General features: G+C 67.9%; 12 protein-coding genes. 7 read left to right on the top strand and 5 right to left on the bottom strand.

The features are described 5' to 3' along the window. Positions 1 to 27 precede the first annotated feature (27 nt). Positions 28 to 1,485: a 30S ribosomal protein S1 gene (gene rpsA / locus C1N74_RS06000; protein ID WP_023951490.1), complete on the bottom strand. Its 1,458-nt coding sequence runs from the start codon at positions 1,483 to 1,485 to the stop codon at positions 28 to 30. 228 nt (positions 1,486 to 1,713) lie between these two features. After that, entirely contained in the window at positions 1,714 to 2,133 is a 420-nt protein-coding gene (locus C1N74_RS05995; protein ID WP_071919391.1) for a YchJ family protein, read from the bottom strand. 184 nt (positions 2,134 to 2,317) lie between these two features. Here C1N74_RS05995 and C1N74_RS05990 point away from each other — a divergent pair, with 184 nt between their 5' ends. From C1N74_RS05990 to C1N74_RS05980, 3 genes are all read left to right on the top strand, one after another. Continuing rightward, positions 2,318 to 2,770 carry a hypothetical protein gene (locus tag C1N74_RS05990; protein ID WP_103840814.1) on the top strand — a complete coding sequence of 151 codons (453 nt, stop codon included), beginning with the start codon at positions 2,318 to 2,320 and terminating at the stop codon, positions 2,768 to 2,770. A 233-nt stretch (positions 2,771 to 3,003) separates the two neighbouring features. Continuing rightward, positions 3,004 to 3,462, top strand: coding sequence for a hypothetical protein (locus C1N74_RS05985; protein WP_137750171.1), 459 nt, complete (start codon positions 3,004 to 3,006; stop codon positions 3,460 to 3,462). 46 nt (positions 3,463 to 3,508) lie between these two features. Next, a complete protein-coding gene (locus C1N74_RS05980; protein ID WP_103840820.1) occupies positions 3,509 to 4,426 on the top strand; it encodes a 5'-3' exonuclease in 918 nt (305 codons plus the stop codon). A 15-nt stretch (positions 4,427 to 4,441) separates the two neighbouring features. Here the strand turns inward: C1N74_RS05980 and C1N74_RS05975 are convergent, their stop codons facing one another. From C1N74_RS05975 to trpD, 3 genes are all read right to left on the bottom strand, one after another. Next, a complete protein-coding gene (locus C1N74_RS05975; RefSeq protein WP_137750170.1) occupies positions 4,442 to 5,440 on the bottom strand; it encodes a PHP domain-containing protein in 999 nt (332 codons plus the stop codon). 49 nt (positions 5,441 to 5,489) lie between these two features. After that, on the bottom strand, positions 5,490 to 5,981 hold the full coding sequence (locus C1N74_RS05970; RefSeq protein WP_071919392.1) for an aromatic ring-opening dioxygenase LigA: 492 nt from the start codon (positions 5,979 to 5,981) through the stop codon (positions 5,490 to 5,492). A gap of 93 nt (positions 5,982 to 6,074) precedes the next feature. Further along, on the bottom strand, positions 6,075 to 7,124 hold the full coding sequence (trpD, locus tag C1N74_RS05965) for an anthranilate phosphoribosyltransferase (protein WP_023951503.1): 1,050 nt from the start codon (positions 7,122 to 7,124) through the stop codon (positions 6,075 to 6,077). Between the two features lie 121 nt (positions 7,125 to 7,245). Here trpD and C1N74_RS05960 point away from each other — a divergent pair, with 121 nt between their 5' ends. From C1N74_RS05960 to C1N74_RS05945, 4 genes are read left to right on the top strand one after another with little or no spacing between them, the layout of a single operon-like run. Beyond that, complete coding sequence (locus C1N74_RS05960) at positions 7,246 to 7,890, top strand: heme-copper oxidase subunit III (protein WP_023951505.1); 645 nt, start codon at positions 7,246 to 7,248, stop codon at positions 7,888 to 7,890. A gap of 18 nt (positions 7,891 to 7,908) precedes the next feature. Next, positions 7,909 to 8,709, top strand: coding sequence for a c-type cytochrome (locus C1N74_RS05955; RefSeq protein ID WP_023951507.1), 801 nt, complete (start codon positions 7,909 to 7,911; stop codon positions 8,707 to 8,709). A gap of 36 nt (positions 8,710 to 8,745) precedes the next feature. Further along, positions 8,746 to 9,822 carry a ubiquinol-cytochrome c reductase iron-sulfur subunit gene (locus tag C1N74_RS05950; protein ID WP_023951508.1) on the top strand — a complete coding sequence of 359 codons (1,077 nt, stop codon included), beginning with the start codon at positions 8,746 to 8,748 and terminating at the stop codon, positions 9,820 to 9,822. Next, positions 9,819 to 11,669 (top strand): ubiquinol-cytochrome c reductase cytochrome b subunit, encoded by a 1,851-nt coding sequence (locus C1N74_RS05945; protein WP_137750169.1) that lies wholly within the window; start codon positions 9,819 to 9,821, stop codon positions 11,667 to 11,669. The genes C1N74_RS05950 and C1N74_RS05945 overlap by 4 nt, the downstream gene beginning before the upstream one ends. Positions 11,670 to 11,734: the final 65 nt, after the last annotated feature.

Genomic DNA, 11,734 nt, shown 5'->3' with positions numbered 1-11,734 from the left:
CGACCCTTCCGTCGTGTCAGTGTGAACTCAGCGGCCCGACAGCTTCTCGCGCAGAGCGGCGAGAGCCTCGTCGTCGGCAAGGGTGCCACCGCCGGTGCTCGCGGACTGGACGTCCGACGAGAACGACGAGCCGTTGTCGGCGGGAGCCGCAGCCTCGGCCTCGAGAGCCTTGACGACGGCGGCCTTGTGAGCCTCCCAGCGACCCTGAGCTGCCGCGTACTCGGCCTCCCAGGCAAGACGCTGCTCGTCGAAGCCTTCCTTCCACTGGTTGGTCTCCGGGTCGAAGCCCTCGGGGTACTTGTACTCCCCGTTCTCGTCGTACTCGGTGACCATGCCGTAGAGGGCCGGGTCGAACTCGGTGCCGTAGGGGTCGACCGACTCGTTCGCCTGCTTGAGCGACAGCGAGATGCGGCGACGCTCGAGGTCGATGTCGATGATCTTGACGAAGACCTCTTCGCCGACCGACACGACCTGCTCGGCGAGCTCGACGTGCTTGCCCGACAGCTCGGAGATGTGCACGAGGCCCTCGATGCCGTCTGCGACGCGCACGAACGCACCGAACGGAACGAGCTTGGTGACCTTGCCCGGAGCGACCTGGCCGATCGCGTGGGTGCGGGCGAAGACCTGCCACGGGTCCTCCTGCGTCGCCTTCAGCGACAGCGAGACGCGCTCGCGGTCGAGGTCGACCTCGAGGATCTCGACGGTGACCTCCTGGCCCACCTCGACAACCTCGGAGGCGTGCTCGATGTGCTTCCACGAGAGCTCGGAGACGTGCACGAGGCCGTCCACGCCGCCGAGGTCGACGAACGCACCGAAGTTGACGATCGACGAGACGACGCCCTTGCGGACCTGGCCCTTGTGCAGGTTGTTGAGGAACGTGGTGCGCGACTCGGACTGCGTCTGCTCGAGCAGGGCGCGGCGCGAGAGCACGACGTTGTTGCGGTTCTTGTCGAGCTCGAGGATCTTGGCCTCGATCTCCTGGCCGAGGTACGGCGTGAGGTCGCGGACGCGACGCAGCTCGATGAGCGATGCCGGCAGGAAGCCGCGCAGGCCGATGTCGACGATCAGACCGCCCTTGACGACCTCGATCACGGAGCCGGTGACGACACCGTCGTTCTCCTTGATCTTCTCGACGTCGCCCCAAGCGCGCTCGTACTGCGCACGCTTCTTGGAGAGGATGAGGCGACCTTCCTTGTCCTCCTTCTGGAGAACGAGGGCTTCGACCTCGTCGCCGACCTTGACGACCTCGTTGGGGTCGACGTCGTGCTTGATGGAAAGCTCACGCGAGGGGATGACGCCCTCGGTCTTGTAGCCGACGTCGAGGAGGACCTCGTCGCGGTCGATCTTCACCACGGTGCCTTCGATGAGGTCACCGTCGTTGAAGAACTTCAGAGTCTTCTCGACCGCGGCCAGGAAGTCCTCAGCAGATCCGATGTCGTTGATAGCGACCTGCTTGGTGGCCGGGGCGGTCGTTGCGTTAGTCATGTAGTGGGTTGTCCTTGTTGGGTCAGGGTGTCGGGCCGCGGATCCGGGCGTCATCTCGACGATGACGGGCTCGACCGCGGCGGATGGTTGTGGATGATGCGTCGTGAACGCATGGCGACAAGGCCACACGAGTGACGATCCAGAGTATCAGAGCGCGCCCGCGCGATTCCAGTCCCCCAGCGCATCCCCGGCTCCCGGCGACATCCGGCCCGAGGCTCTGCTCGACGGTCAGCGCAAGGGATCGACGACGCCGCCGACGTAGAGCCACCGACCGCGTATCCGCGTGAACCGGCTGACCTCGTGGAGTTCTCCCGAGTCCGTGCCGGAGCGCCACCGCGCCGTGAACTCGACGGTGCCCTCGGTGTCGTCGGGGCCGCCGGCCGCGCGGACGACCGTGAGCCCGGTCCATTGCTCGGGCCCGTCCGACTCGATGTCGTCCGGGCGCGTCACGGGATGCCAGGTGCGCGCCAGGTGGGCGCCGTCGTGGACGGCGAACGCGGTGTAGCGCGAACGCATCAGCTGTTCCGCGGTCTGCGCCGCCCGACCGTCGAGAACGGGGCCGCAGCACGACCCGAACGACCCGCCGCCGCAAGGGCAGGGGTCTGTGGCAGCCGGCCGCCGTCTCAGCGCCGCTTCACCGAACGACATGCCCACCCCGGTTCCGCATGCCTCCAGGCTACGAGACCGCCCCTGTGGACAGTTCGCACGCCCGCCGGGCCGGCCTCGGTACGTTCAGGACATGTTCGTCCGACGCCGTCATGTTGCCGCTCTCGTCGCCGCTCTCCTTCTGACGAACGGATGCGGCTCCCCCGCGTCGCCGCCCGCCTCACCGATGACCACGACGACCGCCTCCCCCGCCGACAGCGACGCCGCCGCTTTCGCGGCCGCCGAGGAGACCTACCGCGCCTACGTCGAAGCCCTCAACGCTGTCGACCTCGCCGACCCGTCGACCTTCGAGCCCGTCTACGCCCTCACCACCGGCGAGATACTCGAGTCTGATCGAAAGGCTCTCAGCGGCTACAACGCATCCGGAGTCACGATGAGCGGGCGGACGGAGGTGAAAGAGGTCGTCCCTCACTCTGTTGACGGCGATGTCGCGGAGCTTTACGTCTGCATCGACGTCTCGTCCGTAACTCTCACCAATGCCGACGGCGAAAGCATGGTTCCCCCTGATCGCGAACCAATACAAGCGATGCTGGTGACGGCCGAAAGGGACCCACAGCTCGACACTGGCGCGCTGCTGATCGATGTTGTCAGCACCCTCGAGGGGCCGACGTGCGACTGACGTCCTCCGTCTTGATCATCGTGAGTTTGACCGGCATCGCCACGCCCCCGGACGAACCACCCCGCGGCACAATCGGCAGCTGGTCAGCGAGCACAAGTCGAAGTGAAGTACACGTGGGAGCAACTGTTGAGCGGCCTGGCACTGCGCCGTCCGACTCGGGCAGCGATCCTCGTGTACCTCAGCCAGGCCCGCCGCGAGACTGCGGAGCACTCAACCGATGCGACGACTTCACGGTGTCGCTCCTGCCGCAGGCGACGATCGCCGACGTCGCATCCTTCGCTCCGCAACCCGCTGCGCTCAGCAGCCAGCCGGCCGGCTTCGCCGTTGCCGGGCTTCCCGTGGACTTCGAGATCGCGGCACCGCAGCACATCGCCACCGGAACCCTCTTCGAGCTTCCGGTGACCGTTCGCTTCACGGCGGAGGACATCGTCATCGCGCCCGGCGACGGATCGACTCTCAGCGTCGCGGGCAACGCTCGGACGCCTGCGAGCCACGTCTACCGCTCGCGCGGCAGATTCGTCGCGACCGCCACGGTGCGCTATCGAGCGGAGGTCGATCTCGGCCGCGGATGGCGACCGGTCGCGGGTCTCCTCGACATTCCGACCGCGGGGTATCCGATCGAGGTGCTGGAGGCTCGTGGGACGCTCGTCGACCGCGCCTGCAACGAGCCGCCGTCGGGCCCCGGGTGCTGAAGCGGCAGGATGCTGCGAGGCGGGCATCCCGTGCCAGGATGATGCGATGAGCGACCGCCTCATGCTGCTCGACAGCGCATCCCTCTACTTCCGCGCGTTCTACGGCGTGCCCGACACCGTGAAGGATTCCGATGGCCGGCCCGTCAACGCGGCCCGCGGTTTCCTCGACATGATCGCGAAGCTCGTGGCGGCCTACGAGCCGACCCACCTGATCGCCTGCTGGGACGACGACTGGCGCCCGCAATGGCGGGTCGACCTGATCCCGACCTACAAGACGCATCGCGTCGCAGAGGCGGTCGAGTCCGGCCCCGATGTCGAGGTCGTGCCCGACCCGCTCGAGGCGCAGATCCCCACGATCCGCGAGAGCCTCGGCGTGCTCGGCATCCCGGTCGTGGGCGCGCCTCACCACGAGGCCGACGATGTCATCGGCACCCTCGCCACGCGGGCGACCATGCCCGTCGACGTCGTCACCGGCGACCGCGACCTCATCCAGCTGGTCGACGACGACCAGGGCGTCCGGGTCGTCTACACCGGACGCGGGATGAGCAACCTCGACGTGCTGACCGGAGAGAGCGTGCTGGCGAAGTACGCCGTGCGCCCCGAACAGTACGCCGACTTCGCGACGATGCGCGGCGACGCCTCCGACGGGCTTCCCGGCGTCGCGGGGGTGGGCGAGAAGACAGCGGCGACCCTGCTGGCCGCTCACGGCGACCTCGCCGGCATCCTGGCAGCTGCCGGACGGGGCGAGGGCATGACGGCCGGCGTGCGGGCGAAGCTGGCCGCGGCGGCCGACTATCTCGCGGTGGCGCCTCAGGTCGTCCGGGTCGTGCGCGACCTGGACCTCGGCGCTGTCGACAGCCGCATCCGTGCCGCCGATCCCGACGCCGTCGCAGAGGTCGCCGAGCGCCGCGGGCTGGGCGGCTCGCTCGCACGCGCGGCATCCGCGCTGCGCAGCCGCGCCTGACCCCTCCACGCCCTTTCAGGAGCGGGGACGACCGGCCCACTCCCGCAGCCGGTCGAGCGACCAGGTCGTGACGATGCGGTCGGCGGGGACGCCCAGCCGCTCCGCGCGCTCGGCCCCGTAGTCGATGAGCGACAGCTGCCCCGGCGCATGCGCATCCGAGTCGATCGAGAAGAGGCAGCCGGCGGCGATCGCCTGCTCGATGAGATTGTCGGGCGGATCCTGCCGCTCCGGCCGGGAGTTGATCTCGACGGCCACGCCATGCTCGGCGCACGCGTCGAAGACGGGTTCGGGATCGAACTCCGATTGCGGCCGCGTGCCGCGCTCCCCTTCGACGAGCCTGCCGGTCACATGACCGAGCACGTCGACACGAGGATCGGATGTCGCCGCCACCAGCCGCCGGGTCATCGCGCCCCGGGCCATCCGCAGCTTCGAGTGCGCCGAGGCGACGACGATGTCGAGTCGCCTCAGCAGGGCGTCCTCCTGATCGAGGGAGCCGTCGTCGAGGATGTCGACTTCGATGCCGCTGAGCAGCGTGAACCCGTCGCCGCTCATCCCGGCGACGACGTCGAGCTGGTCGCGCAGGCGTTCCGGCGACAGGCCGCGGGCCACGCGCAGGCGAGGCGAGTGATCCGTCAGGGCGAGGTACTCGTGCCCGAGGGTGCGCGCCGCGGCCACCATCTCGGCGATCGGGGTGGAGCCATCGGACCAGTCCGAATGGCAGTGCAGGTCGCCCCGCAGCCGGCGGCGCAGCTCGCCGGCGACGACGACACCGCGCCGTTCGCGCAGATCCGCGAGGTAGGCCGGCACGCCGCCTGCCCGCGCCTCGACGATGACCGCGAGGGTCCGTTCGCCGATGCCGGGGCGGCGGCGCAGCGCGGTGGTGTCGTCGAGCTGATCGTCGGACAGGCTCCGGATCGCGTCGGCCGCAGCTCGGAACGCCTTGGATTTGTACTTCGACGAACGCTCGCGCTCGAGCAGCTCGGCGATCTCGGTCAAGGCGTCGATGGGATCCATGAGCGTGTCTGGGGCCCGTGCCGGAGCACGGGCCCTGCGTCCTCCCCGTTCAGCCGGAGGTGACCGCCGTACGGCGGACGACCACCGGGGCCGAGGCCAGGCGGTGTACCGCGAAGCCGAAGATGATCGACAGGATACCGACGCCCATCGCGAAGGCGGCGACGCCGAACGAGACCACGGAGGTGAACAGAGATGCGCGAAGGAACGAGGCGTTCATCATCGTCGCGCGGACGGGGTCGTCCTTGTCCAACTCGGCATAGGTCTTGCCGCCGGAGGCGTCGAGCGCGTGATGCTGGATGATGTCCGCCTGCACGTAGGCGGTGAACGGTCCGGCGACGGTCTGCCCCTGGAAAGCAGCGGCGTCGTCGGGGACGGTGATGTTCTCGGCGCGCAGCTGCCCCGACACGATCGACCAGACGACGATTCCGCCGATGATCAGGACGACTCCGCCGAGCATCCCCAGGATGCCTAGGAGCTTCACGAGACCGGTACGGCGGACGGGGGCCTCCACCGTATCGGCGGTGGGGGTGGTGTGGGACATCAGTTCCTCCTCGGGTGCGTTGCGCCTCACGCTATTCACCCGGCCTCACGGCGCCGCCCACACGGTGCCGTGAATAAAGGATGTGGTCTGACCTCAGCTCGCGGAGGCCGCGATCCACCGCTCGAGGGTCTTCGACGCATCCCCCGAATCGATGGCCCGCACCGCGGCCTCGGAGGCCTCGGCCAGTCGCTCGAGAATCGGACGCTGCACCTGAGCGGCATCCCGCCACAGCCGGTAGGCCACGATTCCCGCCGCCGCGTTCAGAACGACGATGTCGCGCACCGGGCCACTCTCCCCGTCGAGCACGCGCCGGACGACCGCGGCGTTGTGCTGCGGCTCACCGCCGATCAGATCCTCGATGCGCGCGAGGGGCAGGCCGAGATCGCGCGGGTCCAGATCGTGCTCGTGGATATCGCCGAGACTGACCTCCCAGATCCGGCTGTGCCCCGTCGTGGTCAGCTCGTCGAGGCCGTCGTCGCCGCGGAAGACCAGGGCAGTCGCACCGCGCGTTCGGAAGACGCCCGTGATGAGCGGCACCCGGTCGAGGTGCGCGACGCCCACGGCGTTCGCCTCAGCGCGAGCCGGGTTGCAGAGCGGCCCGAGGAAGTTGAAGACGGTGGGGATGCCGAGCTCCGCGCGCGCCGCCCCGGCGTGACGGAAGCCGGGGTGAAAGGCCGACGCGAAGGCGAAGGTGATCCCCGCCTCCTCCAGCACGCGTGCGACATGGTCGGGGTCGAGCGACAGGTCGATGCCGAGCGCGCCGAGCACGTCCGACGAGCCGGACTTCGAGCTCGCGGCTTTGTTGCCGTGCTTGACGACGGGCACGCCGGTGGCCGCCGCGACGATCGACGCCATCGTCGACACGTTCACCGTGCCGAAGCGGTCGCCTCCGGTGCCGACGATGTCGAGCGCGTCGGTGGGGACCGCCAGCGGCAGGGCGGCCTCGAGGATCGCATCGCGGAACCCCACGATCTCGTCGACCGTCTCGCCCTTCGCGCGCAGCGCCACCAGGAAGCCTCCGAGCTGAGCGTCGGATGCCCGGCCGGCCATCACCTCGCGCATGGCCCACGTCGCCGCCGACACGCTGAGATCCCGCTTCTCGAGAAGATCGGTCAGGATGTCGCGCCACGCGTGCTGAGCCATGACACACGATCCTATCGGCCACTTGCCGGGCGACTTTGAGCTCATTCTTAGGTATACCTAACCGCGACGCGATCCGATCAGACCTTCAGCGATGCAGAAACCACCCCGCAGATCGGCCATAATGGATGCCGTGACGACCACTCCAGCGACGTATTCCCAGGCCCTGCGCTCGGTCAAGCGGCCGGACCCGGTCGCTGTGGGCACCATCGTGTGGCTCGGCAGCGAGGTGATGTTCTTCGCGGGCCTCTTCGCGATCTACTTCACTCTGCGCAACACCTCTCCCGAGCTGTGGGCCGACCGCACCGAACTGCTGAACATCCCGTTCGCCGCGGTCAACACCCTCATCCTCGTGTTGTCGTCGGTGACGGCGCAGATCGGTGTCCACAACGCCGAACACTTCCGCCCCTACCGCTCGGGCTCCATCTGGAACCTCCGCAAGTGGGGAATGGTGGAGTGGTTCTTCCTGACCTTCCTCATGGGCGCGATCTTCGTCTCCGGCCAGGTGTGGGAGTACGCCACCCTCGTCGCGGAAGGCATGCCCATCCAGGCCGACTCCTACGCGTCAGCCTTCTACATCACCACCGGCTTCCACGCCCTCCACGTCACCGGTGGTCTCGTGGCGTTCCTCCTCGTCATCGGGCGCGCCTTCGCCGTCAAGAACTTCGGCCGGAAAGAGATGACGTCCGCCATCGTCGTGTCGTACTACTGGCACTTCGTCGACGTGGTGTGGCTCGTCCTGTTCGCCGTCATCTACTTCCTGAAGTAACCCGGAGCTGATTCACCCATGGCATCCAAGAACCCGCGCCGCAACGGCGGACGTCGCAGCAAGTGGGCTGCCGCCGCACTGATCGGCATCGGACTGCTCGTCACCGGCGGAGGCTACGCCGGCGCCACCGCCGCGATGGCCGCGGGAGACACGACGCAGACGACATCCACGCTCACGGTCGAGGACGGCAAGAAGCTGTTCCAGGCCAACTGCGCCACCTGCCACGGCCTCGACCTTCAGGGCACGAACGACGGCCCCTCGCTCTACGGCGTGGGCGAGCTGTCGGTCGAGTTCCAGGTCGCCACCGGCCGCATGCCGCTTCAGATGCAGGGCCCCCAGGCTCCGCAGAAGCCCGTGCAGTTCACGCAGGAGCAGATCGAGGCGATGGCCGCCTGGGTGCAGTCCGAGGCCCCCGGCCCGACCTACCCCGAGTCCGAGGTGCTCGACGGCGAAGGCGACGTCTCGCACGGCGCCGAGCTCTTCCGCATCAACTGCGCAATGTGCCACAACGTCGCCGGCGCCGGCGGTGCGCTCACGGAGGGCAAGTACGCCCCGCCGCTGACGACCACCTCGCCGCTGCACATGTACGCCGCCATGGTCACGGGCCCGCAGAACATGCCCGTCTTCAACGACATGACCCTCACCACCGAGGAGAAGCGCGACATCATCAGCTACCTGATGATGCGCCCGACCGAGAACTCGCCCGGCGGATTCTCGCTCGGTTCGCTCGGCCCCGTCTCGGAGGGTCTGTTCATCTGGATCTTCGGCATCGGCTCGCTCGTCGCTATCTCGGTGTGGATCACCGCGAAGTCGAACTGAGAACCGTGACGATCGAAGCAACGCACAAGGAGCAAAATGGCTGACGAGAAGGCGCCCGAGCAGGTTCCTGCTTCCCCGGTGCCCTCATCGGGGCTCGCCGTAGCGGTGTCCGACCCGGTGCACAACCCCGGGCTCGCACCTCACCGCAAGCGCATGACCGACAAGGACCCCGCGGCCATGACGCGCGCGGTCCGCACCGTGTACACCCTCTTCTACCTGTCCGCCGCGGCGAGCATCTGGGCCATCGCGGCGTACCTGCTCTTCCCGATCGAGAGCGGGCTGATCAGCGACATCCGCCGGAACAACCTGTTCATCGGTCTCGGCATCGCCACGGCTCTCCTCGCCATCGGTATCGGCGCGATCCACTGGTCGAAGGCCGTGATGAACGACACCGAGTTCATCGAGGAGCGTCACTCGACGCGCGGCAGCGAGAAGACCCGTGCCGCAGCAGTGCAGGTGTTCGCCGACGCGAACAACGAGTCCGGCTTCGGCCGCCGCACGATGGTGCGCAACTCGCTCTTCGTCGCACTCGCGGCATCCGTCCTGCCCGGCATCACGCTGTTCCGCGGCCTCGCGCCGCACAGCTCGCCCGAGCACCCGCACGCGGGTGACCCGGTGCACCTGCTCAAGCACACGATGTGGGAAGAGGGCATGCGCCTGGCGCACGACCCGACCGGCAAGCCCATCCGCGCCGCCGACCTCACGCTCGGCTCCGCTGTGCACGTCATCCCCGAGTCCCTCGCGACGCTCGCGCACCACGACGGCTACCTCGAGGAGAAGGCCAAGGCCATCGTCCTCCTCATGCGTCTGCTCCCCGAGCAGCTGAACGAGGCGGATGACCGCAAGGACTGGTCGTACGACGGCATCGTCGCGTACTCCAAGGTGTGCACGCACGTCGGATGCCCCGTCGCCCTCTACGAGCAGCAGACCCACCACCTGCTGTGCCCGTGCCACCAGTCGCAGTTCGACGTCACCAACGCGGCCGCCGTCATCTTCGGCCCCGCAGCACGTCCGCTGCCCCAGCTCCCGATCACCGTCGACGACGAGGGCTACCTGATCGCACGCAGCGACTTCACCGAACCCGTCGGCCCGAGCTTCTGGGAGCGTCATTGAGCACCTCCACCCACCCCACGGAGAACGTCACGACCGCGCCCGCGGTTCACGCTGACGGCCCTGCGCGTCCCTCGGACAAGCCGCTCGGCGGCAAGTTCGTCGGCGGCGTCGCGAACTACCTCGACGAGCGCACGAGCATCTCGGGCCTCGTCAAGGAGCTGGGCCGGAAGATCTTCCCCGACCACTGGTCGTTCATGCTCGGCGAGATCGCGCTGTGGTCGTTCGTCGTCGTCCTGCTCTCGGGAACGTTCCTGACGTTCTTCTTCGAGGCGTCGATGGCTGAGACGCACTACTACGGCGCCTACGCGCCGATGCGCGGCCTCGAGATGTCGGCCGCCATGGCGTCGACCCTCGAGATCTCCTTTGACATCCGCGGCGGCCTGCTGGTGCGCCAGCTCCACCACTGGGCCGCGCTCGTGTTCGTCGCCGGAATCGGCGTTCACATGCTGCGTGTGTTCTTCACCGGCGCGTTCCGCAAGCCGCGCGAGCTCAACTGGGTGATCGGCTTCATCCTCTTCATCCTCGCGATGGCGGAGGGCTTCACCGGCTACTCGCTCCCCGACGACGTTCTGTCGGGCAACGGTCTGCGCATCATCGACGGCATGATCAAGGGCATCCCGCTGATCGGCACCTGGACGTCGTTCCTGCTGTTCGGCGGAGAGTTCCCGGGCACCGAGATCGTCGGGCGCCTGTACGCGCTGCACATCCTGCTGCTGCCGGCGATCCTGGTCGCGCTCCTCGCCCTGCACCTCATGCTCATGATTGTGAACAAGCACACGCAGTTCGCCGGGCCCGCCCGGACGAACAACAACGTCGTGGGCTACCCGATGATGCCGGTCTACATGTCGAAGATGGGTGGCTTCTTCTTCAGCACCTTCGGCGTCCTCGTGCTCATCGCCGCGCTGTTCACGATCAACCCGATCTGGAACTACGGCCCGTACGACCCCTCCCCCGTGTCGGCTGGTACGCAGCCCGACTGGTACATCGGCTTCGCCGACGGCGCGCTGCGCCTCGTCCCGCCGCACTGGGAGTTCGTCCTGTTCGACCGCACCTGGTCGTTCAACATCCTGGTTCCGCTGGTCGGACTCGGTCTGTTCATCGTCATCGTCATGCTCTACCCCTTCATCGAGGCGTGGGTCACCGGCGACAAGCGTGAGCACCACATCGCGGAGCGTCCTCGCAACGCGGCCACGCGCACCGCGATCGGTGCCGCCGGTGTGACCTTCTACGCCGTGCTGTGGGCTGCTGCGTCGTCCGACATCATCGCGACCCACTTCCATCTGACGATGGAGGGCGTGATTCACACGCTGCAGGCGCTCCTGATCCTCGGACCCGTCATCGCGTACTTCGTCACGAAGCGCATCTGCATCGCGCTCCAGAAGAAGGACCGCGAGATCGCTCTGCACGGTTACGAGTCGGGTCGCATCGTGCGCCTGCCCGGTGGCGAGTACATCGAGGTGCACCAGCCTGTCGACGAGTACGAGCTCGTCAAGCTGGTCGACTACACCACGAACGCTCCCCTGGTTGTGCGTCCGAACGACAAGGGCCAGATCCCGTGGCACGAGAACCTGCGGGCCGGCCTCTCGCGCTGGTTCTTCGAGGACCGTCTCGCACCGCTCACGCAGGCCGAGATCGAGGCTGCCCGGGCACACGCCCACCACGACCTCGAGCACATCGCTGAGGAAGAGGTCGCCGAGATCCAGGGCGCCCACGAGCGCGCCGGCGTGCCGAACGCTCCGCACCAGCCGATCGACGAAGGCAAAGGTGTAGAGACGGCCAACCGCCCCTCGAACATCATCGTCCCCGACGAGGATGCCGACGGCGGAGAGTCGCCCAAGAAGAGCTGACAACGGACCTGTCCGGATTACGGCGGGGTGTGACCGATCGGTCGCACCCCGCCGTTGTTCTGTCT

Source organism: Microbacterium sp. SGAir0570 (assembly GCF_005491085.2).
GTDB lineage: Bacteria > Actinomycetota > Actinomycetes > Actinomycetales > Microbacteriaceae > Microbacterium > Microbacterium arborescens.
Note: the sequence above shows the minus strand (reverse complement) of the source record. Positions and strands in the feature narration are given on the sequence as shown.

Bases quoted from the DNA above. Each gene is read 5' to 3' on its own strand.
- rpsA (WP_023951490.1), bottom strand. From the start codon at position 1,485: ATGACTAACGCAACGACCGCCCCGGCCACCAAGCAGGTCGCTATCAAC.
- C1N74_RS05995 (WP_071919391.1), bottom strand. From the start codon at position 2,133: ATGTCGTTCGGTGAAGCGGCGCTGAGACGGCGGCCGGCTGCCACAGAC.
- C1N74_RS05990 (WP_103840814.1), top strand. From the start codon at position 2,318: ATGACCACGACGACCGCCTCCCCCGCCGACAGCGACGCCGCCGCTTTC.
- C1N74_RS05980 (WP_103840820.1), top strand. From the start codon at position 3,509: ATGAGCGACCGCCTCATGCTGCTCGACAGCGCATCCCTCTACTTCCGC.
- C1N74_RS05975 (WP_137750170.1), bottom strand. From the start codon at position 5,440: ATGGATCCCATCGACGCCTTGACCGAGATCGCCGAGCTGCTCGAGCGC.
- C1N74_RS05970 (WP_071919392.1), bottom strand. From the start codon at position 5,981: ATGTCCCACACCACCCCCACCGCCGATACGGTGGAGGCCCCCGTCCGC.
- trpD (WP_023951503.1), bottom strand. From the start codon at position 7,124: ATGGCTCAGCACGCGTGGCGCGACATCCTGACCGATCTTCTCGAGAAG.
- C1N74_RS05960 (WP_023951505.1), top strand. From the start codon at position 7,246: ATGGATGCCGTGACGACCACTCCAGCGACGTATTCCCAGGCCCTGCGC.
- C1N74_RS05955 (WP_023951507.1), top strand. From the start codon at position 7,909: ATGGCATCCAAGAACCCGCGCCGCAACGGCGGACGTCGCAGCAAGTGG.
- C1N74_RS05950 (WP_023951508.1), top strand. From the start codon at position 8,746: ATGGCTGACGAGAAGGCGCCCGAGCAGGTTCCTGCTTCCCCGGTGCCC.